The 23,785-nt window shown below is 52.3% G+C and carries 20 protein-coding genes; 11 read left to right on the top strand and 9 right to left on the bottom strand.

What is annotated here, in order from left to right:
* Positions 1–8: 8 nt before the first annotated feature.
* From puuB to puuD, 4 genes are all read right to left on the bottom strand, one after another.
* Positions 9–1,289, bottom strand: a complete 1,281-nt coding sequence (gene puuB, locus ACJHW7_RS03515) for a gamma-glutamylputrescine oxidase (RefSeq protein ID WP_000134843.1) — start codon at positions 1,287–1,289, stop codon at positions 9–11.
* A gap of 1 nt (position 1,290) precedes the next feature.
* Positions 1,291–2,778 carry an aldehyde dehydrogenase PuuC gene (gene puuC, locus ACJHW7_RS03510; protein ID WP_032296666.1) on the bottom strand — a complete coding sequence of 496 codons (1,488 nt, stop codon included), beginning with the start codon at positions 2,776–2,778 and terminating at the stop codon, positions 1,291–1,293.
* 274 nt (positions 2,779–3,052) lie between these two features.
* A complete protein-coding gene (gene puuR / locus ACJHW7_RS03505; RefSeq protein WP_001278727.1) occupies positions 3,053–3,610 on the bottom strand; it encodes an HTH-type transcriptional regulator PuuR in 558 nt (185 codons plus the stop codon).
* Between the two features lie 26 nt (positions 3,611–3,636).
* A complete protein-coding gene (puuD, locus tag ACJHW7_RS03500) occupies positions 3,637–4,401 on the bottom strand; it encodes a gamma-glutamyl-gamma-aminobutyrate hydrolase (protein WP_001307158.1) in 765 nt (254 codons plus the stop codon).
* A 211-nt stretch (positions 4,402–4,612) separates the two neighbouring features.
* On the opposite strand from puuD, the gene puuA reads away from it, so the two are divergent.
* From puuA to sapF, 9 genes are all read left to right on the top strand, one after another.
* Positions 4,613–6,031, top strand: coding sequence for a glutamate-putrescine ligase (puuA, locus tag ACJHW7_RS03495; RefSeq protein WP_001296746.1), 1,419 nt, complete (start codon positions 4,613–4,615; stop codon positions 6,029–6,031).
* Positions 6,032–6,179: 148 nt separating this feature from the next.
* The gene (locus ACJHW7_RS03490) at positions 6,180–6,344 is read left to right on the top strand and encodes a protein YmjE (protein ID WP_120795382.1); all 165 of its coding nucleotides are present in this window, start codon (positions 6,180–6,182) and stop codon (positions 6,342–6,344) included.
* Positions 6,334–7,719 (top strand): putrescine/proton symporter PuuP, encoded by a 1,386-nt coding sequence (gene puuP / locus ACJHW7_RS03485; protein ID WP_000996861.1) that lies wholly within the window; start codon positions 6,334–6,336, stop codon positions 7,717–7,719. Before ACJHW7_RS03490 ends, puuP begins: the two co-directional genes overlap by 11 nt.
* 133 nt (positions 7,720–7,852) lie before the next feature.
* Positions 7,853–8,098: a YmjA family protein gene (locus ACJHW7_RS03480; protein WP_001015099.1), complete on the top strand. Its 246-nt coding sequence runs from the start codon at positions 7,853–7,855 to the stop codon at positions 8,096–8,098.
* Positions 8,099–8,409: 311 nt separating this feature from the next.
* Positions 8,410–10,053: an ABC transporter substrate-binding protein SapA gene (sapA, locus tag ACJHW7_RS03475; RefSeq protein WP_001250213.1), complete on the top strand. Its 1,644-nt coding sequence runs from the start codon at positions 8,410–8,412 to the stop codon at positions 10,051–10,053.
* Complete coding sequence (gene sapB / locus ACJHW7_RS03470) at positions 10,050–11,015, top strand: putrescine export ABC transporter permease SapB (protein WP_000583277.1); 966 nt, start codon at positions 10,050–10,052, stop codon at positions 11,013–11,015. The genes sapA and sapB overlap by 4 nt, the downstream gene beginning before the upstream one ends.
* The gene (gene sapC / locus ACJHW7_RS03465) at positions 11,002–11,892 is read left to right on the top strand and encodes a peptide ABC transporter permease SapC (protein ID WP_001146163.1); all 891 of its coding nucleotides are present in this window, start codon (positions 11,002–11,004) and stop codon (positions 11,890–11,892) included. Before sapB ends, sapC begins: the two co-directional genes overlap by 14 nt.
* On the top strand, positions 11,892–12,884 hold the full coding sequence (gene sapD, locus ACJHW7_RS03460; protein ID WP_001128858.1) for a peptide ABC transporter ATP-binding protein SapD: 993 nt from the start codon (positions 11,892–11,894) through the stop codon (positions 12,882–12,884). Before sapC ends, sapD begins: the two co-directional genes overlap by 1 nt.
* A 1-nt stretch (position 12,885) precedes the next feature.
* A complete protein-coding gene (gene sapF / locus ACJHW7_RS03455; RefSeq protein ID WP_000573407.1) occupies positions 12,886–13,692 on the top strand; it encodes a peptide ABC transporter ATP-binding protein SapF in 807 nt (268 codons plus the stop codon).
* A gap of 49 nt (positions 13,693–13,741) precedes the next feature.
* Here sapF and ACJHW7_RS03450 read toward each other — a convergent pair whose 3' ends face one another.
* The 5 genes from ACJHW7_RS03450 to ACJHW7_RS03430 all read right to left on the bottom strand — a co-directional run bounded on the left by ACJHW7_RS03450 (position 13,742) and on the right by ACJHW7_RS03430 (position 21,234).
* On the bottom strand, positions 13,742–14,905 hold the full coding sequence (locus ACJHW7_RS03450) for a multidrug effflux MFS transporter (RefSeq protein WP_000135022.1): 1,164 nt from the start codon (positions 14,903–14,905) through the stop codon (positions 13,742–13,744).
* Between the two features lie 8 nt (positions 14,906–14,913).
* On the bottom strand, positions 14,914–16,287 hold the full coding sequence (locus tag ACJHW7_RS03445) for an efflux transporter outer membrane subunit (RefSeq protein ID WP_021556748.1): 1,374 nt from the start codon (positions 16,285–16,287) through the stop codon (positions 14,914–14,916).
* 3 nt (positions 16,288–16,290) lie between these two features.
* On the bottom strand, positions 16,291–19,398 hold the full coding sequence (locus tag ACJHW7_RS03440) for an efflux RND transporter permease subunit (RefSeq protein WP_040234686.1): 3,108 nt from the start codon (positions 19,396–19,398) through the stop codon (positions 16,291–16,293).
* Positions 19,398–20,519 carry an efflux RND transporter periplasmic adaptor subunit gene (locus ACJHW7_RS03435; RefSeq protein WP_000873810.1) on the bottom strand — a complete coding sequence of 374 codons (1,122 nt, stop codon included), beginning with the start codon at positions 20,517–20,519 and terminating at the stop codon, positions 19,398–19,400. The genes ACJHW7_RS03440 and ACJHW7_RS03435 overlap by 1 nt, the downstream gene beginning before the upstream one ends.
* 148 nt (positions 20,520–20,667) lie before the next feature.
* On the bottom strand, positions 20,668–21,234 hold the full coding sequence (locus ACJHW7_RS03430) for a TetR/AcrR family transcriptional regulator (RefSeq protein WP_000202113.1): 567 nt from the start codon (positions 21,232–21,234) through the stop codon (positions 20,668–20,670).
* A gap of 477 nt (positions 21,235–21,711) precedes the next feature.
* Here ACJHW7_RS03430 and fabI point away from each other — a divergent pair, with 477 nt between their 5' ends.
* Positions 21,712–22,500 (top strand): enoyl-ACP reductase FabI, encoded by a 789-nt coding sequence (gene fabI, locus ACJHW7_RS03425; protein ID WP_000506490.1) that lies wholly within the window; start codon positions 21,712–21,714, stop codon positions 22,498–22,500.
* A gap of 143 nt (positions 22,501–22,643) precedes the next feature.
* Complete coding sequence (locus ACJHW7_RS03420) at positions 22,644–23,771, top strand: carboxymuconolactone decarboxylase family protein (RefSeq protein WP_072847796.1); 1,128 nt, start codon at positions 22,644–22,646, stop codon at positions 23,769–23,771.
* Positions 23,772–23,785: the final 14 nt, after the last annotated feature.

Below are 23,785 nucleotides of genomic sequence, written 5' to 3'. Positions count from 1 at the left end.
ATCGGAAATTAAACGCCCAGACGATCGCGCAGGCTGTAATAAGCCGCGCCCATCGCGGTAAATGGCACGCGCAGCGTGCGCCCGCCGGGGAACGGGTAATGCGGCAGATTGGCGAAGGCATCGAAACGTTCGGCGTCGCCGCGCAGCAGTTCGGCAATCAGACGCCCGGCAAGATGGGTACAGGTGACGCCGTGGCCGCTGTAGCCCTGCATGTAATAGATGTTGGTATCAAGGCGACCGAACTGCGGCATGCGCGACAAGGTCAGCAGGAAGTTGCCCGTCCAGCGGTAATCAATTTTCACGCCCTTCAGCTGCGGGAAGGTTTTCAGCAGTTTCGGCACCACAAGGCGCTCAACGTCATCCGGGTCGCGCGCGCCGTAGACCACGCCGCCGCCGTACAGCAGGCGGTTGTCGGCGGTAAGACGGTAGTAATCAAGCAGATAGTTACAGTCTTCCACACAGTAGTTTTTCGGGATCAGCGAACGGGCTAAATCTTCCGACAGCCGTTCGGTGGTGATCACCTGCGTGCCGCACGGCATGCTGCGTTTCGCCAGTTCCGGCTCTACTTTATCGCCCAGATACGCATTCCCGGCGACAATCACATACTTCGCCGTCACCTGACCTTTGGCAGTTCGCACAACGGCTGGCGTGGTGTGCTGGATCTGCGTCACGGCAGAAAGTTCATACACGCGCCCGCCGTTGAGGCGGATGGCGTCCGCTTCGCCAATGGCGAGGTTTAGCGGATGAATATGCCCACCGCTGTGATCCAGCAGCGCACCGGTATAGCGATCGCTGGCTACTTCACGGCGAATGGCGTTGGCGTCCAGCAATTCCAGCTGTTTATTGCCGTAGCGTTCCCAGTTCTCTTTCTGCTCTTCAAGTGTGGCGAGCTGTTTATCATTCATCGCCACAAACAGGCCGCCGGGGCGGTAGTCGCAGTCAATCTGATAACGTTTGATACGTTCGCGGATGATCTCACCACCTTCGAACATCATGCTGCCGAGCATACGGGCGGTGTCCATGCCGTAGCTTTTTTCGATCACGTCGATGTCGCGGCTGTAGGAGTTCACAAGCTGCCCGCCATTGCGCCCGCTTGCGCCAAAGCCGATGCGTGAGGCTTCGAGAACCACTACGTCAAAGCCCGCTTCCGCCAGATGCAGCGCGGAAGAGAGCCCGGTATAGCCGCCGCCGACCACGCAAACGTCGCAGGAAATCGACTCATTCAGCGTGTCGAATGGCGCGTATTTATTCGCACTGGCGGCGTAGTAACTGCTGGTATGTTCGGTCATTTCAGGCCTCCAGGCTTATCCAGATGGTTTTCAGTTCGGTGAATTTTTCAAGGGCATGCAGGGATTTGTCGCGACCGTTGCCGCTCTGCTTATAGCCGCCAAACGGCACGGTCATATCGCCGTCGTTGTAGTTATTGACGAAGACGGAACCAGCCTTCAGGCGGCGGCTCATGCGGTGCGCGCGGGAGAGGTCGCGCGTCCATACCGCCCCGCCAAGGCCGTACTGGCTGTCGTTGGCAAGCTGTAGCGCCTGGTCTTCTGATGTGAAACGCGTGACCACCAGCACCGGACCGAAAATCTCTTCGCGGCTTAAGGACGCATTCGGGTCTACATCCACAAAGATGGTCGGGCCGATGGCGGCAGCCAGCTCAGCGTTACGACCATCCAGCAGCAGTTGCCCTTTGCTTTCGCCTTCCCGAATAAAGCTATGGACCGAGTCGGCGTGGGCGCAGTCGATTAAGGTGCCCATGGTGGTTGCGGGATCAAGTGGATGGCCCGGCTGCCAGTTTTGCGCCTGCTGTTTTAACAGGGCTAAGAATTCATCGGCGATGCTCTCTTCCAGCAACAAACGCGTTCCGGCGATGCACACCTGGCCCTGGTTGTAGAAGATGCCTGCGGCGGTGGCGCTTGCCGCTTTTTGCAGATCCGGACAATCGGCGAAAACGAGGTTGGCGCTTTTGCCGCCCGCTTCCAGCCAGACGCGTTTCATGTTGCTGTCGCCCGCATCTTTCAGCAGCTGTTTCCCGGTACGGGTTGAACCGGTAAAGGCAATGGCGTCGATATCGTTATGACGCGACAGCGCCTGCCCCGCTTCATGACCAAAACCCGTCACCACGTTCAACACACCATCCGGCAAGCCTGCTTCTTTCGCCAGCCCCGCGAGACGAATCGCACTGAGCGGTGATTTTTCAGACGGTTTTAGAATCACGCTGTTTCCCGCCGCCAGCGCCGGGCCGAGTTTCCAGCAAGTCAGCAACAGCGGGAAGTTCCACGGCACGATGGCGGCAATCACGCCGACCGGTTCACGCACGATCATCGCCAGCTCATGGCTACTGGTGGTCGCCACTTCGCCATACACTTTGTCGATCGCTTCGGCGTACCAGCGAATGGCGCGCGCCGCGCCGGGAATATCATCACGCAGACTGTGACGAATCGGTTTGCCGGTGTCGAGAGTTTCCAGCAGTGCCAGCTCTTCGGCGTGGGCTTCCATTAAATCGGCGAGTTTATTCAGTACCGCTTTACGTTTAGCCGGAGAAGAGAGTGACCAGTCGCCGCGTTCAAATACGCCGCGTGCTGCGCTCACCGCACGGTCGATATCGACGCTCTTGCCGCGGGCAATTTTCGCCAGCGGTGCCTGGGTGACCGGATCAACGGTTTCAAAGGTTTCATTTTCCGCCGCAGCAGTATATTCACCGTTAATAAATAAGCGGTTTTCAATGGCGAGACTTAACGCTTTATCCTGCCAGTAAGCCAGATGATGAAAATTCATTATGACTCCTGTTTCACGTCTATCAGATATATGCAGTTTGTGAACGTCAGGGCGCAGAGATCCCCGGGCCGTATGCCCGTTTATTTCTGGCGACATTCTTTATATACACTTCATCCTTCAAGCCGCCTCTGCCTTGGCTGCGTTCGCTCCCCCGAATCACTTACCTGAGTAAGCTCATCGGGATTCGCTCACTTGCCGCCTTGATGCAACTTGAATGATTTTGTGTATAGATTGCCGGGCGCATTGCGCTTACCCGGCTTACAGAACAAAAAGATTAAAACGTGGTGGGCGTATGGGCGCTGATAATTCGGCAAATACCTGCCGACGTATTACTGAAACTGTGCGGGATGCCGGTATTAATGGCATAACTTTGCCCCGCGACGAGATGATAATCCTGACCATTAATCGTCAGAACAATTTCACCTTCCAGTACAGTGCCTATTTCCTCACCCTGATGCTTAATTCTTTCCCCAGTGGTTGTGCCCGGCTGGTACGTTTCAAAGATCATCGCCAGCGTGCGATTCGGGTTACCGTTATGAACCAGCTTCATTGACACACCCTGACTGCCCATCTCAATTAAGTCGTCCTGATTAATGACGACCTGCGGCTCATCAGGTTTTTCCGGCTCGGAAAAGAATTCCGAGAGTGACAGACCATACACCTTCAGCAGCTTTTGCAGCGTACTGATGGCAGGGCTGACTTTATCTTGTTCTATCGTACTGATAGCACTGTGAGTCAGCCCGGAGAGTTCGGCGGCACGACGTTGTGAAAGCCCCTGCTGCTGGCGGATTTCCGACAAGCGTTTTCCTGGCGCCAGTCCCTCATCACTCATATTTGCATTTCCTTAAACTGTAGTGGTCAGAGTCGCTGTTTTTCAGCGATATGGTGCTGACAAGCGGTGATAAAGCCCTCGAACAATATACGCGAAAGCGCGTACTCGCTACTGTTCCATTCCGGGTGCCACTGTACGCCCAGCGCAAAAGGATGATTGATGACGCTAACCGCCTCAACTAAGCCATCCGGCGAGCGAGCTTCAACACGCAACCGTGGGCTAACGACCTTCGCCCCTTGTCCATGTAGAGAGTTTACCCAAAAGTTGCTACATTCAGGTAACAACGCAGACAGTAATCCCCCCTCTTCAACCTGAACTTCATGCGACGGTGCATATTGCTGTTCCACCGGCAGTTCGGGATCTTCCCGATGTTCCAGCAATTCAGGCTGTTCGCACAGCTTGCGATGCAACGAACCACCGGTTGCCACCACCAGTTCTTGTAAACCCCGGCAGATGGCGAAAATGGGGATGCGCCTTTCGAGTGCGGCATTAATTAACGCCATGCTCAGAAGATCACGCCCGGGATCGGCGTCAGGCTCATCGCCGTTTTCACCATATAGGTGCGGCTGCACATTGCTGGGACTACCAGGAAGATAAATGCCATCGAGTTTCGGCAAAAGTTGTTCAAGTAATGACGGTTCCGCCAGCGCATGTGGTAGCGCAATTGGCAAGCCGCCTGCGTGGATGATGGCATTCAGGTACTTTTCTTGCAGAGTCTGGGTCGCATGACCCTTAAGCCTGTTCCTGCACATTACGACACCGATAACCGGATTGTTCATTATATTTTCCATGCTCAATCTCACAAAGTGGACTAAATTATCGCCATTACTGCGGTTTAAATGACCTTTATGTTCAATATTTTTTCAATCTAGCAGTGGGTTTTCATTTTTGCAAACTCAATTTAACATTTGACAAACATTTAGTTTGCATACAGATTCGAATGGTGGTCATTATATTTTACGCTTTGATAACGAGCGGAAAACAAACCAAAGGCGAAGAATCATGGAAACCAATATCGTTGAAGTAGAGAACTTTGTTCAGCAGTCAGAAGAGAGGCGGGGTAGCGCCTTTACGCAGGAAGTGAAACGCTACCTGGAGCGCTACCCGAATACGCAATATGTTGATGTTTTACTTACTGATTTGAATGGTTGCTTCCGTGGAAAACGTATCCCTGTTTCAAGCCTGAAGAAGTTGGAGAAAGGGTGTTATTTCCCGGCCTCGGTGTTTGCAATGGATATTCTGGGCAACGTAGTAGAAGAAGCGGGTCTGGGTCAGGAAATGGGCGAGCCGGATCGTACTTGTGTTCCTGTTCTCGGTTCCTTAACCCCTTCTGCCGCCGATCCAGAGTTTATCGGTCAGATGCTCCTGACCATGGTCGATGAAGATGGCGCTCCCTTTGACGTTGAGCCGCGGAACGTTCTTAACCGCCTGTGGCAGCAGCTACGCCAGCGCGGATTGTTCCCGGTTGTAGCGGTAGAGCTGGAGTTCTATTTACTGGATCGTCAGCGCGACGCTGAAGGGTATCTGCAACCGCCCTGCGCGCCCGGCACCGATGACCGCAATACACAAAGCCAGGTTTACTCCGTTGATAACCTCAACCACTTCGCCGATGTGCTCAATGATATTGATGAACTGGCGCAGTTACAGTTAATTCCCGCCGACGGTGCGGTCGCCGAAGCCTCGCCGGGTCAGTTTGAAATCAACCTTTACCATACCGATAACGTGCTGGAAGCCTGCGATGATGCGCTGGCGCTAAAACGCCTGGTGCGTCTGATGGCAGAAAAGCATAAGATGCACGCCACTTTTATGGCGAAGCCGTATGAAGAGCACGCGGGCAGCGGAATGCATATCCATATCAGTATGCAAAATAACCGTGGCGAGAACGTGCTTTCTGACGCGGAAGGCGAAGATTCGCCGCTGCTGAAAAAGATGCTCGCCGGGATGATTGACCTGATGCCGTCGTCGATGGCGTTGCTGGCACCAAACGTGAACTCGTATCGCCGCTTCCAGCCGGGAATGTATGTGCCGACGCAGGCGTCGTGGGGCCATAACAACCGCACCGTCGCCCTGCGTATTCCGTGCGGCGACCGTCATAATCACCGCGTGGAATATCGCGTGGCGGGTGCCGATGCCAACCCATATCTGGTGATGGCAGCGATTTTTGCCGGTATTTTGCATGGCCTTGATAACGAGCTGCCGTTGCAGGAAGAAGTCGAAGGCAACGGGCTGGAACAGGAAGGCTTACCCTTCCCGATTCGCCAGAGCGATGCCCTGGGTGAGTTTATCGAGAATGATCACCTGCGCCGCTATTTAGGCGAACGGTTTTGCCATGTGTATCACGCCTGTAAAAATGATGAGCTGTTGCAGTTTGAGCGCCTCATCACAGAAACAGAAATTGAGTGGATGTTGAAAAACGCGTAATTCCCCATGCGGGGTTGTTTCATCGGCCTGAGCGGAGCCAGGCCTGACATTTGCTGGTAATCCAGACATTTCCCGGATGTCGCGTTATGGAGCGCAGGCGGCAACGGGCTTCCGTTAACGATTAAGACTGTGACGAGGAAATGAGATGATGCCGATGATTAAATCCCCGCATGGCGAGGGAGGCTGCGTATGCGCCCCTCCTGCTACTGACTGGACTCCGCCCCCTTTGCTTCCCTTGCTAAACAGGTTTGATTTCAGGTCGACACGACCGCAAACCTTATTACGCAGGGGAGGCAGCAATTATGGCTATTAATTCACCACTGAATATTGCTGCGCAACCCGGCAAAACCCGTCTGCGAAAATCACTGAAATTGTGGCAGGTGGTAATGATGGGTCTGGCCTATCTCACGCCGATGACCGTATTTGATACTTTTGGTATTGTCTCCGGCATTAGCGACGGTCACGTTCCAGCGTCCTATTTGCTGGCGCTGGCGGGCGTGCTGTTTACCGCTATCAGCTACGGCAAACTGGTTCGCCAGTTTCCGGAGGCCGGTTCGGCCTATACCTACGCGCAAAAGTCGATTAATCCGCACGTCGGATTTATGGTCGGCTGGTCATCACTGCTGGATTATCTCTTTTTGCCAATGATCAACGTTTTGTTGGCGAAAATCTATCTCTCCGCCCTCTTCCCGGAAGTGCCGCCGTGGGTGTGGGTGGTAACCTTCGTCGCCATTTTAACCGCCGCGAATCTGAAGAGCGTCAACCTGGTCGCTAACTTCAATACCCTGTTTGTACTGGTGCAAATTTCCATCATGGTGGTGTTTATCTTCCTGGTGGTTCAGGGACTGCATAAAGGAGAAGGCGTTGGCACCGTCTGGTCACTTCAGCCGTTTATCAGCGAGAACGCGCACCTGATCCCGATTATTACCGGTGCGACGATTGTCTGTTTCTCGTTCCTCGGTTTCGATGCGGTGACCACGCTTTCGGAAGAGACGCCGGACGCCGCACGCGTGATCCCGAAAGCCATCTTCCTGACGGCGGTATACGGCGGCGTTATCTTTATCGCGGCGTCGTTCTTTATGCAGCTGTTCTTTCCCGATATCAGCCGCTTTAAAGACCCGGACGCCGCACTGCCTGAAATTGCGCTGTACGTCGGCGGTAAGCTGTTCCAGTCGATTTTCCTTTGCACCACGTTTGTGAACACGTTAGCGTCTGGCCTGGCCTCACATGCCAGCGTGTCACGTCTGCTGTATGTGATGGGGCGCGACAATGTGTTTCCGGAGCGCGTGTTTGGCTATGTGCATCCGAAATGGCGGACTCCGGCACTGAACGTCATTATGGTCGGGATTGTCGCGATGTCGGCGCTGTTCTTCGATTTAGTTACCGCCACAGCGTTAATTAACTTCGGCGCGTTGGTAGCGTTTACCTTCGTTAACCTGTCGGTGTTCAACCACTTCTGGCGGCGCAAAGGAATGAATAAAAGCTGGAAGGAACACTTCCACTATTTATTAATGCCGCTGGTTGGCGCGCTGACGGTGGGCGTGCTGTGGATTAACCTCGAAGCCACCTCGCTGACGCTGGGTCTGGTATGGGCTTCGTTAGGCGGCGCATATTTGTGGTATCTGATCCGCCGCTATCGCAAAGTGCCGCTGTACGAAGGTGACAGAACGCCAGTGAGCGAAACGTAATAGTCGGATGCGCGCCGCATTATCCTGCCTGAGGGTAATGCGCCGCGCCATTAACTATAAAAAGATGTATGACCCGGATCACGAGTGCTATCATCCGCCCTTATGCTTAGCGCATTAACCCCAGGGGCAAATAATGAACCACGATATCCCGCTAAAATATTTTGATATTGCCGATGAGTACGCGACCGAATGCGCAGAGCCTGTCGCAGACGCTGAACGCACACCGCTGGCCCACTACTTCCAGTTACTGCTCACCCGTTTGATGAACAATGAAGAGATCAGCGAAGAAGCCCAACATGAAATGGCTGCTGAAGCGGGGATTAATCCCGTACGCATTGATGAGATCGCAGAGTTTTTGAATCAATGGGGTAATGAGTAATTATTTAATTGCAGACGATCGGTCAGTATCGTTGTCCGGATAAAGCGTTCACGCCGCATCCGGTTAAAATGACACGCACTGCAGCGTGCTTTAATGGGTTTCTCACGATCGTACCGCTCTGCTCCTCGCTAAGTTGTTCTGTGAGTTATAGTTATAGAGAAATCACGGGTACGAATGTTGAACAGATGGCGACGCCACCTGTTCAACGACCAACCACACGGCCCTCATTACGACCCCTGAACACAAACGGTAATGGCAAATGTCATTAAATATTAGTAAGATAGCCTCTTTACATAAAATCCCTTAATATTATGCGCCAGGTATTATCGTCTCTTTTGGTGATTGCTGGACTTGTGAGTGGTCAGGCAATCGCCGCGCCTGAATCCCCCCCGCATGCTGATATCCGCGACAGCGGTTTTGTCTATTGCGTCAGCGGGCAAGTCAACACCTTTAACCCATCCAAAGCGAGCAGTGGGTTAATTGTCGATACCCTTGCCGCCCAGTTTTATGATCGACTGCTGGATGTCGATCCCTATACCTATCGCCTGATGCCGGAACTTGCCGAAAGCTGGGAAGTACTCGACAACGGCGCGACCTATCGCTTCCACCTGCGTCGCGATGTTCCGTTTCAAAAAACCGACTGGTTTACTCCCACTCGTAAAATGAATGCCGACGATGTGGTGTTTACCTTCCAGCGAATTTTTGACCGCAACAACCCGTGGCATAACGTCAACGGCAGCAACTTCCCCTACTTCGACAGCCTGCAATTTGCCGATAACGTGAAAAGCGTCCGCAAACTGGATAATCATACCGTTGAGTTCCGACTCGCCCAGCCGGATGCTTCTTTTTTGTGGCACCTCGCAACCCATTATGCTTCGGTCATGTCGGCAGAATATGCCCGGAAGTTAGAGAAAGAAGATCGCCAGGAGCAACTCGACCGTCAACCGGTCGGCACCGGTCCGTATCAGTTGTCGGAATACCGCGCCGGGCAATTTATTCGCCTACAACGTCATGATGACTTCTGGCGCGGTAAACCGTTAATGCCGCAGGTAGTGGTGGATTTAGGCTCCGGCGGCACCGGACGTCTGTCGAAACTCCTGACCGGGGAATGCGACGTTCTGGCCTGGCCTGCTGCCAGCCAGCTATCCATTTTGCGTGACGACCCGCGCTTGCGTTTAACGCTGCGTCCTGGGATGAACGTCGCCTATCTGGCATTTAACACCGCCAAACCGCCGCTAAATAATCCCGCTGTCCGCCATGCACTGGCACTGGCGATTAATAACCAGCGCCTGATGCAATCCATCTATTATGGTACGGCTGAAACGGCGGCCTCTATTTTACCGCGCGCCTCGTGGGCCTATGACAACGAGGCTAAAATTACTGAATACAATCCGGCGAAATCGCGCGAACAGTTGAAGGCGTTGGGGCTGGAAAACTTAACGCTGAAACTGTGGGTGCCCACACGTTCGCAGGCGTGGAACCCCAGTCCACTGAAAACTGCCGAACTGATTCAGGCGGATATGGCGCAGGTTGGCGTAAAAGTGGTGATTGTGCCGGTAGAAGGTCGCTTTCAGGAGGCGCGGTTGATGGATATGAGCCATGATCTGACGTTATCCGGTTGGGCGACGGACAGTAACGACCCGGACAGTTTCTTCCGTCCGTTACTGAGCTGCGCGGCAATTCATTCACAGACCAACCTCGCCCACTGGTGCGATCCGAAATTCGACAGCGTGTTGCGTAAGGCGCTCTCCTCGCAGCAGCTGGCAGCGCGTATTGAAGCCTATGACGAAGCGCAGAGTATTCTGGCGCAGGAATTACCTATTCTGCCGCTGGCGTCGTCATTGCGTTTGCAGGCCTATCGGTACGATATCAAAGGTCTGGTACTTAGCCCGTTTGGTAACGCCTCCTTTGCTGGGGTGTATCGCGAGAAACAGGATGAGGTGAAAAAACCATGATTATCTTCACCTTACGCCGCATTTTGTTATTGATTGTCACCTTGTTCCTGCTGACCTTCGTTGGCTTCAGTTTGAGCTATTTCACTCCACACGCGCCGTTACAAGGCGCGTCACTGTGGAATGCCTGGGTGTTCTGGTTTAACGGCCTGATCCACTGGGATTTTGGTGTTTCCAGCATTAACGGTCAACCGATTGCCGAACAGTTAAAAGAGGTCTTCCCTGCGACGATGGAACTGTGCATCCTCGCCTTCGGTTTTGCGCTGATTGTTGGCATCCCCGTGGGGATGATTGCCGGGATTACGCGCCATAAGTGGCAGGATAACTTGATCAACGCCATCGCCTTGCTGGGCTTTTCAATCCCGGTGTTCTGGCTGGCGCTTCTGTTGACGCTGTTTTGTTCACTCACGCTAGGTTGGTTGCCCGTTTCAGGGCGTTTCGATCTGCTGTACGAAGTGAAACCGATTACCGGGTTTGCGTTGATTGATGCCTGGCTTTCGGACTCACCATGGCGGGATGAAATGATCATGAGCGCAATCCGCCATATGATATTGCCCGTGATCACCCTGTCGGTTGCGCCAACAACTGAAGTGATCCGACTGATGCGTATCAGCACTATCGAAGTGTATGACCAGAACTATGTTAAAGCGGCGGCTACCCGCGGTTTGTCGCGCTTTACTATTTTGCGTCGCCACGTTCTGCATAACGCGTTACCGCCGGTTATTCCTCGCCTGGGCTTACAGTTTTCCACCATGCTGACGCTGGCAATGATCACCGAAATGGTTTTTAGCTGGCCGGGTTTAGGGCGCTGGTTAATTAACGCCATCCGCCAGCAGGATTACGCAGCCATTTCCGCCGGAGTGATGGTGTGTGGCTCACTGGTCATTATTGTTAACGTGATTTCTGATATTTTGGGTGCCATGGCTAACCCTCTGAAACATAAGGAATGGTATGCCTTACGATAGCGTATACAGCGAAAAGCGCCCGCCGGGCACGCTGCGTACCGCCTGGCGCAAATTTTATAGTGACGCCTCTGCGATGGTCGGCCTGTACGGCTGCGCGGGGCTGGCTGTACTGTGTATTTTTGGCGGCTGGTTTGCGCCTTACGGCATCGACCAGCAATTTCTCGGTTACCAATTATTGCCGCCGTCATGGTCGCGCTATGGCGAAGTTTCTTTCTTCCTGGGGACTGACGACCTCGGACGCGATGTTTTAAGCCGTTTACTGAGCGGAGCTGCGCCAACCGTGGGTGGCGCATTTGTGGTGACGCTTGCCGCGACGATCTGTGGCCTGGTACTGGGCACCTTCGCCGGGGCGACGCACGGCCTACGCTCAGCGGTGCTTAACCATATTCTGGATACCTTACTGGCGATCCCTTCGCTGCTGCTGGCAATTATCGTTGTAGCGTTTGCCGGACCGAGTTTGTCCCACGCTATGTTTGCTGTCTGGCTGGCATTGCTGCCGCGTATGGTACGTTCGATTTACAGCATGGTGCATGACGAACTGGAAAAAGAGTACGTTATCGCCGCCCGTCTGGATGGCGCATCAACGCTGAATATTCTCTGGTTTGCTGTGATGCCAAACATCACCGCCGGGCTGGTCACCGAGATCACCCGCGCACTGTCGATGGCAATTCTCGATATCGCCGCGCTGGGCTTTCTCGATCTCGGCGCACAACTCCCCTCGCCTGAATGGGGAGCGATGCTCGGTGATGCGCTGGAACTGATTTATGTCGCCCCGTGGACTGTCATGCTGCCAGGTGCGGCAATTATGATTAGCGTGTTGTTGGTTAACCTCCTTGGCGATGGCGTTCGTCGTGCGATTATTGCGGGGGTGGAATAATGCCATTACTCGATATTCGTAACCTGACCATTGAATTTAAAACCGGTGATGAGTGGGTTAAAGCCGTCGACCGGGTAAGTATGACCTTAACCGAAGGTGAAATCCGCGGTCTTGTTGGTGAATCCGGTTCCGGCAAGAGTTTGATTGCGAAAGCGATTTGTGGGGTGAATAAAGATAACTGGCGTGTTACTGCTGACCGTATGCGTTTTGATGATATCGATTTGCTGCGTCTCTCCGCACGCGAACGGCGCAAACTGGTTGGCCATAACGTGTCGATGATTTTCCAGGAACCGCAGTCGTGTCTTGACCCTTCAGAACGTGTGGGTCGCCAGTTGATGCAAAACATCCCAGCCTGGACCTATAAAGGCCGTTGGTGGCAGCGTTTTGGCTGGCGCAAACGCCGTGCCATTGAACTGCTGCACCGCGTGGGGATTAAAGATCACAAAGATGCGATGCGCAGTTTTCCCTATGAGTTGACCGAAGGTGAATGTCAGAAAGTGATGATAGCCATTGCACTGGCGAATCAACCGCGTCTGCTGATTGCTGACGAACCGACCAACTCAATGGAGCCAACAACCCAGGCGCAAATCTTTCGCCTGCTGACGCGTCTCAACCAAAACAGCAATACCACTATTTTGCTTATCAGCCATGACTTACAAATGCTTAGCCAATGGGCGGATAAAATTAACGTGCTTTACTGCGGTCAAACAGTGGAAACCGCGCCGAGTAAGGAGTTGGTGACGATGCCACATCATCCTTATACCCAGGCGCTGATCCGCGCGATACCAGACTTCGGCAGCGCGATGCCGCATAAAAGTCGCCTCAATACGCTGCCCGGCGCTATCCCACTGCTGGAACAGTTACCGATTGGTTGTCGTCTGGGGCCACGTTGCCCGTATGCACAACGAGAATGCATTGTGACGCCACGTTTGACGGGGGCGAAAAATCATCTCTATGCCTGTCATTTCCCGCTGAACATGGAGAAAGAGTGAGATGATCGAAACGCTGCTTGAAGTGCGTAATTTAAGTAAAACGTTCCGCTACCGGACCGGCTGGTTTCGTCGTCAGACCGTAGAAGCGGTAAAACCCTTGAGCTTTACGCTACGTGAAGGCCAGACACTGGCGATTATTGGCGAGAATGGTTCGGGTAAATCCACGCTGGCAAAAATGCTGGCGGGAATGATAGAGCCTACCAGCGGCGAGTTATTGATTGACGATCATCCACTGCATTTTGGCGATTATTCCTTCCGCAGTCAGCGTATTCGCATGATTTTTCAGGATCCTTCGACCTCGTTGAATCCCCGTCAACGTATCTCGCAAATTCTGGATTTTCCACTGCGCCTGAACACCGACCTGGAACCGGAACAGCGTCGCAAACAGATTATTGAAACGATGCGTATGGTTGGGCTGCTACCGGATCACGTCAGTTACTATCCGCATATGTTGGCACCAGGGCAAAAACAGCGTCTGGGTCTGGCGCGCGCGCTGATATTGCGCCCAAAAGTCATTATTGCCGATGAAGCCCTCGCCTCACTGGATATGTCGATGCGTTCGCAGTTGATTAATCTGATGCTGGAATTACAGGAAAAACAGGGCATTTCGTATATTTATGTTACCCAGCATATCGGAATGATGAAGCACATTAGCGACCAGGTGCTGGTGATGCATCAGGGCGAGGTTGTCGAGCGAGGCAGCACCGCGGATGTGCTGGCATCGCCGCTGCATGAACTCACCAAACGGCTGATTGCCGGTCATTTTGGCGAGGCATTGACAGCGGATGCGTGGCGTAAGGACCGTTAGTGTTCTGCACCTCATCCTGACAGGGGCCCCCCTCAGGATGAGGTATTCATTACTTTTGATTGTCGATTCTGGTGAGAGCAACCAGGAATGCCAGTGTATAACACACCGTAATTGCCAGACTCATTTTTAACAGTGTTTCTCCGCCAAATCCCGACAATGGCGCGGCTATACCGCCGAAGACAAACATGCTCATCCCCATCAACGCAGACGCCGTTCCAGATTCCTGTGTCCCTACTGCACTCATAGCCTCTGCCCCGCCAACAGTGCCGATGCCGCTACAAAATGCAATAGTGAAAAATAATGCCACCAGTGCCGGAATGGGCAATTGTGTCCATGCGCATAAGACCGTGAGCAATGCACACAAAATTGCCGCTATCAGGCCACCTCGCAACAATGTCATCGCATTAATCCGTCGCGCCAGACGCGAAAAGATCCATGAAGCAATGATAAGTCCGATGCCGTTAAGGCCAAACACCAGGCTAAATTGCATTGGACTAAAGCCAAATTCCTTCTGCAACACGAACGACGAAGAGCCGATATACGCAAACAAGCCTGCCAGCATAAAACTTTGAATCAGGCAAAAGCGCATAAAACGGCGGTTCTGCACCACGCTTCGTCCGGTTAATAGCAATGATGAGCCCCTTTTATTTTCTGGCAAGGTCTCATTAATAAATAACACGCAGCCCAGCAACAATACGGTGCTAATTTCAGCCATTACCCAGAATAAAGTGCGCCAGTCAAAAGTGCTAACAATGTACCCGCCCAGCACTGGCGACAACACCGGTGCCAGGCCATTCACCGTCATTAACAGCGCAAAAAACTGGGTCAACGTTACTCCCTGATATTTGTCACGAGCAATAGAACGAGAGAGCACCGAACCACCCGCCCCCGCGATCCCTTGAATAAAACGCCAGACCACCAGCCAGTAAATATTGTTCGTTGTCGCGCACAAAATGGAAGAAACAATAAACAATAGCAACGACAAGATTAACGGACGTTTACGCCCTATTTTGTCGCTCAGAGGGCCAAATAACAGTTGTCCGACGCCAAGACCGATCAGTGATGCAGTCAGCGTTAATTGCGTTATGGTCGTGGTTGCCGCCAGTTGCTCAGACATCTCCGGCAAAGCCGGCAAATAAAGATCGGTACACATCGGGCCGATACCGGCTAAAAGACCAAGAATCAATGCCCATGAAAGAGAGACTCTAGCCATATTATTCCTTACTTGAGTGATGACATGCCGCCGCCCAGCGACTGCCAGAGCGTGATTCGGTTTGTAAAATCAGTCAGTTGCAGTGCCAGCAGCTCCTGCTGTGCGCTCCACAAGCTGCGCTGCGCCGTCAACACGGTCAGGTAATCACCAACACCCGTCTGATAGCGACGCAAGCCAACATCGACCGTTTGTTGCTCAGCTTTAACATACTGGCGCTGTGCATCCAGTTGCTCTTCAAGCGTGGTCCGCCGCGCCAGTGCGTTAGCGACATCTTTAAATGCGCTCTGAACGGTTTTTTCATAGGTGGCAATGAGTCCACGCTTTTGTGCTTCTGCGTAACGAAGCTGCGCCAGATTACTTCCGCCAGTGAACAGCGGTAATGTGACCGATGGCGTAAATGACCAGATCTGCATTCCGTGGCTGAACAACGACGACAATGCGTCACTGCCAACACCAGCGCTGGCAGTCAGCGAAATCGTCGGGAAAAAGTTAGCCCGCGCCGCGCCAATATCGGCATTGGCGCTCTTCAAATTATGTTCCGCTTCCTGGATATCCGGGCGACGCAGCAGAACGTCAGATGACACTCCCGCAGGAACCAGACTTATCATCTGTTCCGGCAGGCTTTCCAGTGTTCCCGGTAGCAGATTTTCCTCAAGCGTTGTACCTGCCAGTAAGTTCAGCGCATTTTTATCCTGCATCACTTGTGTCTGATAGCTGGCAACGCTGGCGCGCGCTTGCTGATAAACACTCATCGCCTCACTGACATCTGTCGCTGCTGCCGTGCCAACCTGTTGCTGGCGCTGGATAATTTTCAATGAGTTTTCTGCACTGGCCATCGTTTCTTTTGCCAGGGCCAGGTTGCTGTTATCGGCCGCCAGTGTCAGCCAGGCGGTGCTGATTTCAGCAATCAGCGTTAAACGGGTGTTCTGGGCTGTAAATTCACTGGCAAGCCAGGTTTCTCGCGCCGCCCGAGATAAACTCTGATTACGACCAAACAGATCTAACGTATAACTGGACACCGTGCCGTCAGCCTCGGCAGTTGTTCCCGTACCATTCGCCAGCGAACGACTGCGGGTCGAACTTAAGGCCGCATTCACCGTCGGGAATAACGACGCATTAGTTTGCCCATAGAGCGCCCGTGCTGAGTCAATATCAGCAATCGCTTTTTGCACATCGCGGTTACTGTTCAGTGCAATAGTCACCACCTGCTGCAATCGGGGATCGTGGATCACCTGCTGCCAGTCATGGCTGATTGCCTTTCCCTGGCCCTGTGCTCCCGGCAAGGTCGCCGGGATTGGGGATTCAGGCGTGCTGTAGTGGGGATCGAGCGAGACACATCCCGCACTCAACAGCACCAGAAAAATAAGAGAACGACGCAACATAACTTACTCCTGACGGCGCGGTTTACCGGCAAACAAACGTTTCACCAGTACAAAAAACAGAGGAACAAAGAAAATAGCCAGCAACGTAGCGGTCAGCGTACCGCCAATAATGCCCGTACCAATGGCGATGCGGCTGTTCGCCCCTGCGCCGGTTGCTATCGCCAGCGGCATTACCCCCGCAATAAACGCCAGCGAGGTCATGATGATTGGGCGTAAACGAGTCTGCGCCGCGCGTAATGCCGCACGACTCAAGGAATAGCCCTCTGCAACCGCCGCTTCAGCAAATTCCACAATCAGAATGGCGTTTTTCGACGACAAGCCGATAGTGGTTAATAGCGCCACCTGGAAGTAAACATCGTTGTTTAAATCACGCATCCAGGCCGCCAGCGCCGCGCCAAGAAGCCCCAGAGGGATCACCAGAATGACCGAGAACGGGACTGACCAGCTTTCGTACAGTGCTGCAAGGCAGAGGAAAACCACCAGAATAGAAACTGCATACAGACTCAATGCCTGACCGCTGGCCAGTTTCTCCTGCAATGACAAACCACTCCAGGCCCAGGTTGTTCCCGCAGGAAGACTGTTTGCCAGTTCCTCCATTTTTGTCATTGCATCGCCGGAACTAAAGCCAGTCGCATTTTCCCCCTGAATTTCATAGGCTGCAGAACCGTTGTAGCGCACCAGTCTTTCCGGTCCATACAGCCAGCGGGTGGTCGCAAAAGCAGAGAATGGTGTCATGGCGTTATCGCTACCGCGCACAAACCATTTATCTAAGTCTGACGGCGCGGAACGAAATTCACTGTCGCCCTGAATGTAGACTTTTTTCACACGACCACGGTCAATAAAGTCATTCACATAAGTACCGCCCCACGCACTGGACAGGGTGTCGGTGACATCATTCAAACTCAACCCTAATGACACCGCTTTATTACTATCAATATCTACCTGCAATTGCGGCATTTGTGGCAAATCATTGGCACGAACAGAATGTAACTCCGGACTTTGATTCGCTTTTTCTATCAACTGATTACGCATTTGCAGTAGTGTTTCGCGATCGGTTCCACCGTTAGATAACAATTCAAACGTAAAACCATTGCTTTGCCCCAGCCCATCAACGGCTGGCGGCGTCATCGCAAATACCGTGGCATCACGAATTGTGCCCAGCTCTTTGGTTGCCCGTAGGGCGATAGCCTGGGCGGTGTTTTCTGCCCCTTTACGTTGAGACCAGTTTTTCAACGAAACAAACGCCATCCCGGTGTTCTGTCCGCTGCCGCTAAAACTGAAACCATCAACGGTAAAAATGACATCGGTATTTGCTTTCTCGTTAATCAGGAACCAGTCAACAATCTGGCGATTCACTTCTGCTGTACGGGCAGCGGTCGCCCCGGCCGGCAGCGTGTACTGCACCATGATTTCGCCCTGGTCTTCAGTGGGTAAGAAACTGCCCGGCAGTTTCCACATCATCAGGGCCATTCCACCACCCAGTACGAGATAAAGCCCCATCGTTCGAGCAGCACGGCGCAGGACATAAATTACGCCTCGCTGATATTTATCTTCAGTACGGCGGTAAAAGCGGTTAAATGCGCCGAAAAAGCCTTTTTTATGTGGCGGAACATGCTGGAGGACGGAACCGCACAGGGCGGGAGTCAAGGTCAATGCCACCACCACGGAAAGCAGCATTGCGGAGATAATGGTTATCGAAAACTGACGATAAATTACCCCCGTAGATCCCCCAAAGAAGGCCATAGGCAGGAATACGGCTGACAACACCAGCGCAATGGCAACCAGTGCGCCAGAAATCTCGCCCATTGATTTTTCCGTGGCTTCACGCGCGGGCAACCCTTCGTCACGCATAATGCGTTCGACGTTCTCCACTACCACAATGGCATCGTCCACCAGCAAGCCGATCGCCAGCACCATTGCAAACAACGTCAGGGTATTAATCGAATAGCCAAACAACGCAAGAACGCCGAATGTGCCCAGCAAAACGACGGGGACAGCTAACCCCGGAATCAGTGTGGCACGCAGGTTTTGCAGGAATAAATACATCACGCAAACCACCAATACGATGGCTTCAAACAGCGTCTGAATTACGTCCTCTACAGAGATTTTAATAAATTCAGTGCTGTCTTTCGGGTAAGCGATGTCGTATCCCTGCGGCATGTTCCGCTGGAATTCGGCAATCTTATCCTTGACCAGCGTCGCCGTATTCAGCGCATTCGCACCGGGCGAAAGCATTACAGCAACCCCGGCAGACGGGTGACCGTTAAGTTTGCCGATAGCGGTATAATCTTCACTGCCCATCTCAACGCGAGCCACATCTTTTATACGAACAACTGCGCCGTCTGACTGGCTTTTCACGATAATATTTTTGAACTGATCCACCGTCTGCAAGCGAGACTGCGCACGTACCGTTGCGGTCAGTTGCTGAGTATTCGGTGAAGGCAATGCCCCTATTTTCCCGGCAGTAACCTGCACGTTTTGCGCTTCAATAGCACTTTGCACGTCTGAAGGCATTAGCGAATAAGACGCCAGTTTGGCCGGGTCAAGCCAGATGCGCATAGCGTATTCCGCGCCAAAGACTTGCAGACTCCCCACACCTTCAACACGCGCCAGCGGGTCCTGAACGTTACTAACCAACCAGTCGGCGATATCCGAACTGGAGGCTTTGTCAGTGGTGTCATACACGGCAGCAATCAGCAAAAAGTTGCTTTGTGATTTCTCCACCGTAACACCCGTTTGCTGCACTTCGCTGGGTAGGCGTGACTCCGCCTGCTGAATTTTATTCTGCACCTGAACCTGTGCAGTATCTGGATCGGTACCTTGATCAAAGGTCACATTAATACTGACCGAACCATCAGAGCTGCTGGTTGAGCTGAAATAGAGTAAATTATCAAGCCCAGTGAGTTGTTGCTCGATAACCTGAGTCACGCTGTTCTCCAGCGTTTCGGCAGAAGCACCAGTATAAGTGGCTGAAATTTTAACGGTCGGTGGCGCAACGTCAGGATATTGCGCGACGGGCAATGTGCGAATAGCCAGAATCCCCGCCAACATAATCAAAATGGCGATAACCCAGGCAAAGACCGGGCGGCGAACAAAAAAGCGCGAAAACATCAGGCGTTGCCTCCATTAGCCTGAACTTCAACAGCCTTGACCGTCTGCCCTGAAGTGACTTTTGCAGAACCTTCAACAATCAGTCGGTCGCCGTTGTGCAGGCCGTTTAGCACCAGCCATTTATCACCATATGTTTCTCCCGTTTCGAGCGTTCGCTGCTCTACTTTATTGTCTTTATTCACCACCAGCGCAGTTGCATTGCCTTTAGCATCGCGCGTGACGCCCTGTTGCGGCGCGAGAATAGCGTCTTCCATCACGCCTTCATCGACACGAGCGCGAACAAACATTCCCGGTAATAACTGCTGTTGTGGATTGGGGAAAATCGCCCGTAATGTCACCGAACCGGTAGACTCATCTACAGCGACTTCGGTGAGTTCCAGACGCCCTTTTTCGCTGTAGGTTGTGCCATCTTCCAGAATAAGTGAGACGCTCATGGTGTCACTGTTGGTCGCCAGTGACTGTTTACGCAGACGTAATAAATCGACACTGGAGCGAGTGAGGTCGACATACATTGTATCCAGACCACGAATAGTCGTTAACGCTGTATCTTGCGACGCGGTCACCAGTGCGCCAGGGGTTACCGACGAAATGCCAATGCGCCCTGAAATCGGTGCGGTTACCGTGGTCCAGTCAAGATTAATGCGCGCAGTTTCCAGTGCGGCTTTTTTCGCCTCTACACTGGCTTTATCTTGTGCACAGGTAGACTGAGCATCATCAGCATCCTGTTGTGAAACACCGTTCTCTTTCACCAGTCGGGCATAACGCTGCGCTTTCTGGCAATCGGCTTTTACCAGTGCCTGTGCTTGTTGTAATGCTGCCCGAGCTTCATTCCATGCAGCCTGATAACTGGCCGCATCAATCTGGTAGAGCGGCTGTCCAGCCTTGACCAGATCACCTTCCTTAAATAAGCGTTTCTGGATAATTCCCCCAACCTGCGGACGTACTTCGGCACTGAGCGCAGCACTGGTGCGTCCGGTTAATTCACTGACTACCGAGACCGGTTGAGATTTGACTGTAACAACGCCGACTTCTGTTTCTGACGGGGATGAATTGTTACTTTGCGTATTATCACAACCAGATAAGAGCAGCATTGCCACTACAGATGTTGCTATATACTTCATTATTTTCTCCAGGGTGAGAAATACCCTCCTCATTAAAATTAATGAGGATATGTCAGGGATATTCAGTTATAACGAACCCGCATCGCGAAATGAATTTCGCAATGAAATAAGGGGGATTAATATCCCCCGCTATTGGTTAATTCTGTTCTTATTTATTTATCAACATACTAACAATATCCTGATATATTTCCTGCAGATGTTGTGGATCGCTTTTTTGCGGTGTTAAACGACGATAAACCGTACCTTCCATCATGGTAGCAAACACTTCAACGCAGCAACGAATGTGCTCGTCGCTAAGATGGGGATGCATTCTTTTCATATGTGCACAACCGTTAGCGAACATTCTGGCGTCAGCTTCTTCAAGCATTGCCATAACCCGCGGGTTGCGTGTGGCTTCTGCAGCCACTTCCAGCATCAGCGCGTCGTCGTCCTCATTTAAGGATTTACGCAAGGCAAGGACTTCCGGGAAGTGATCGGTACGCGCGTCAATGTCCATTTGGGCAATACGAAAGTCGATGATACGGCGAACCATCTCTTCAATAATGGCGTCTTTGTTGGCGAAGTAACGATATATCTGACCCACGCTAAGCTGAGCTTCGCTGGCAATTTGCGACATACTGGCGGCATGAAACCCGCAGCGACGAAAACACCGACGGGCGGCGTTAATGATTTCATCCTGACGCTGTTTGTGGCGTATCTCCAGCTTGCTGGTCATTTCTGTCTCCTGGCCTATCACTTGGTGAGAATGATCGTTCTCATTTTTGCTGATTATACGTTTCTCCAAAGTAATGGAAAGTATTTTTATCTTATTCATGGTGCATATTCTGATAATGAAGAGATTGTGGAGATTCTGTGAAGATAGTTGACAATATTAAGTTGGGGTCAATTCATCAGAAAGGCTGCTACTTGTTGTCGCCAGTTCTGTTTTCATCATCAAACTTATCGGAGCTAATACGAATAGTTTCATAGTCAGATTCTATAAGATATTTCCCCAACCTACCCCTTGCAGGCGTCAAGAGTAGATAACGCAAAATGCTCTGTACCGCAGCTTCTCTCCGGTACAGAAAGCGCAACTATAGCCACCCACAGCCAGGTTGATTATAATAACCGTTTATCTGTTCGTACTGTTTACTAAAACGACGAATCGCCTGATTTTCAGGCACAACAAGCATCAACAATAAGGATTAAAGCTATGGGTTTTCTTTCCGGTAAGCGCATTCTGGTAACCGGTGTTGCCAGCAAACTGTCCATCGCCTACGGTATCGCTCAGGCGATGCACCGCGAAGGAGCTGAACTGGCATTCACCTACCAGAACGACAAACTGAAAGGCCGCGTAGAAGAATTTGCCGCTCAATTGGGTTCTGACATCGTTCTGCAATGCGATGTTGCCGAAGATGCCAGCATCGACACCATGTTCGCTGAACTGGGGAAAGTTTGGCCGAAATTTGACGGTTTCGTACACTCTATTGGTTTTGCACCTGGCGATCAGCTGGATGGTGACTATGTTAACGCCGTTACTCGTGAAGGCTTCAAAATTGCCCACGACATCAGCTCCTACAGCTTCGTTGCAATGGCAAAAGCTTGCCGCTCCATGCTGAATCCGGGTTCTGCCCTGCTGACCCTTTCCTACCTTGGCGCTGAGCGCGCTATCCCGAACTACAACGTTATGGGTCTGGCAAAAGCGTCTCTGGAAGCGAACGTGCGCTATATGGCGAACGCGATGGGTCCGGAAGGTGTGCGTGTTAACGCCATCTCTGCTGGTCCGATCCGTACTCTGGCGGCCTCCGGTATCAAAGACTTCCGCAAAATGCTGGCTCATTGCGAAGCCGTTACCCCGATTCGCCGTACCGTTACTATTGAAGATGTGGGTAACTCTGCGGCATTCCTGTGCTCCGATCTCTCTGCCGGTATCTCCGGTGAAGTGGTCCACGTTGACGGCGGTTTCAGCATTGCTGCAATGAACGAACTCGAACTGAAATAATCGTTCTGTTGGTAAAGATGGGCGGCGTTCTGCCGCCCGTTATCTCTGTTATACCTTTCTGATATTTGTTATCGCCGATCCGTCTTTCTCCCCTTCCCGCCTTGCGTCAGGATAACGATTTCCTTTACGACCAAGGAGCGCCCATGGAACAACGCCACATCACCGGCAAAAGCCACTGGTATCATGAAACGCAATCCAGTACTACGGAGTATGACATTCTGCCTCTGGTCCCGGAAGCCGCAAAGGTCAGCGATCCCTTTCTACTCGACGTGATCCTTGAAAAAGAAACGCTGGCCCCCTTCCTTTCATGGCTGGACCCTGCGCGTGTTCTTGCAGTGGAGTTGTTCCCTGACCAGCTTACCGTGACCCGTTCACAGACCTTCACCGATTATGAACGCTTGTCGACGGCCCTGACGGTTGCTCAGGTTTGCGGCGTCCAGCGGTTATGTAACTACTATTCGGCGCGACTTACGCCGCTCCCCGGGCCTGATTCCACCAGGGAAAGTAATCATCGGTTGGCACAAATCACGCAATATGCCCGCCAACTGGCTAGCTCGCCTTCTATTATCGACAACCGATCGCGCCAGCATCTGAATGACGTCGGTCTTACTGCCTGGGACTGTGTGATCATTAACCAAATCATTGGTTTTATTGGCTTTCAGGCGCGGACAATTGCGACATTTCAGGCTTATCTCGGGCATCCGGTACGCTGGTTACCCGGGCTGGAGATACAAAACTACGCCGACGCGTCACTGTTTGCTGATGAATCATTACGCTGGCGAAGCAGCTATGAGGTGGAAAAACTACCTGAAGAGCACACAAAAAGTTCAACTGCAGAACTTTGCCAACTGGCCGAAATACTCTCTCTCCACCCTATTTCACTTTCCCTTCTCGAAAAGTTATTAAACAGCACACGGGTCAATACACAGCCGAATAATCAGCTTGCGGCGTTGTTATGCGCGCGGATAAATGGCAGTCCTGCTTGTTTTGCCACCTGTATGAATTCATCAAATGAATATAAAAAAATCAGCACCCTTCTGCGCAAGGGCGAAAATGAAATTAACCAATGGGCTGACCGTCATTCTGTTGAGCGCGCTACCGTTCAGGCGATACAATGGCTGACCCGAGCACCCGATCGCTTTAGCGCCGCCCAGTTCAGCCCTTTACTCGAACACGAAAAATCATCAACGCAGATTATTAATCTGCTGGTATGGAGCGGGCTGTGTGGCTGGATAAATCGCTTAAAAATCGCGTTGGGTGAGACATATTAACCTTGCCGCGTCAG

Origin of the sequence: Escherichia sp. WS1152 (assembly GCF_046487665.1) — a bacterium.
Lineage (GTDB): Bacteria > Pseudomonadota > Gammaproteobacteria > Enterobacterales > Enterobacteriaceae > Escherichia > Escherichia coli.
The sequence above is the reverse complement of the archived record's forward strand: the minus strand, read 5'-3'. Positions and strand labels throughout refer to the sequence as shown.

Bases quoted from the DNA above. Each gene is read 5' to 3' on its own strand.
- puuB (WP_000134843.1), bottom strand. From the start codon at position 1,289: ATGACCGAACATACCAGCAGTTACTACGCCGCCAGTGCGAATAAATAC.
- puuC (WP_032296666.1), bottom strand. From the start codon at position 2,778: ATGAATTTTCATCATCTGGCTTACTGGCAGGATAAAGCGTTAAGTCTC.
- puuR (WP_001278727.1), bottom strand. From the start codon at position 3,610: ATGAGTGATGAGGGACTGGCGCCAGGAAAACGCTTGTCGGAAATCCGC.
- puuD (WP_001307158.1), bottom strand. From the start codon at position 4,401: ATGGAAAATATAATGAACAATCCGGTTATCGGTGTCGTAATGTGCAGG.
- puuA (WP_001296746.1), top strand. From the start codon at position 4,613: ATGGAAACCAATATCGTTGAAGTAGAGAACTTTGTTCAGCAGTCAGAA.
- ACJHW7_RS03490 (WP_120795382.1), top strand. From the start codon at position 6,180: ATGCCGATGATTAAATCCCCGCATGGCGAGGGAGGCTGCGTATGCGCC.
- puuP (WP_000996861.1), top strand. From the start codon at position 6,334: ATGGCTATTAATTCACCACTGAATATTGCTGCGCAACCCGGCAAAACC.
- ACJHW7_RS03480 (WP_001015099.1), top strand. From the start codon at position 7,853: ATGAACCACGATATCCCGCTAAAATATTTTGATATTGCCGATGAGTAC.
- sapA (WP_001250213.1), top strand. From the start codon at position 8,410: ATGCGCCAGGTATTATCGTCTCTTTTGGTGATTGCTGGACTTGTGAGT.
- sapB (WP_000583277.1), top strand. From the start codon at position 10,050: ATGATTATCTTCACCTTACGCCGCATTTTGTTATTGATTGTCACCTTG.
- sapC (WP_001146163.1), top strand. From the start codon at position 11,002: ATGCCTTACGATAGCGTATACAGCGAAAAGCGCCCGCCGGGCACGCTG.
- sapD (WP_001128858.1), top strand. From the start codon at position 11,892: ATGCCATTACTCGATATTCGTAACCTGACCATTGAATTTAAAACCGGT.
- sapF (WP_000573407.1), top strand. From the start codon at position 12,886: ATGATCGAAACGCTGCTTGAAGTGCGTAATTTAAGTAAAACGTTCCGC.
- ACJHW7_RS03450 (WP_000135022.1), bottom strand. From the start codon at position 14,905: ATGGCTAGAGTCTCTCTTTCATGGGCATTGATTCTTGGTCTTTTAGCC.
- ACJHW7_RS03445 (WP_021556748.1), bottom strand. From the start codon at position 16,287: ATGTTGCGTCGTTCTCTTATTTTTCTGGTGCTGTTGAGTGCGGGATGT.
- ACJHW7_RS03440 (WP_040234686.1), bottom strand. From the start codon at position 19,398: ATGTTTTCGCGCTTTTTTGTTCGCCGCCCGGTCTTTGCCTGGGTTATC.
- ACJHW7_RS03435 (WP_000873810.1), bottom strand. From the start codon at position 20,519: ATGAAGTATATAGCAACATCTGTAGTGGCAATGCTGCTCTTATCTGGT.
- ACJHW7_RS03430 (WP_000202113.1), bottom strand. From the start codon at position 21,234: ATGACCAGCAAGCTGGAGATACGCCACAAACAGCGTCAGGATGAAATC.
- fabI (WP_000506490.1), top strand. From the start codon at position 21,712: ATGGGTTTTCTTTCCGGTAAGCGCATTCTGGTAACCGGTGTTGCCAGC.
- ACJHW7_RS03420 (WP_072847796.1), top strand. From the start codon at position 22,644: ATGGAACAACGCCACATCACCGGCAAAAGCCACTGGTATCATGAAACG.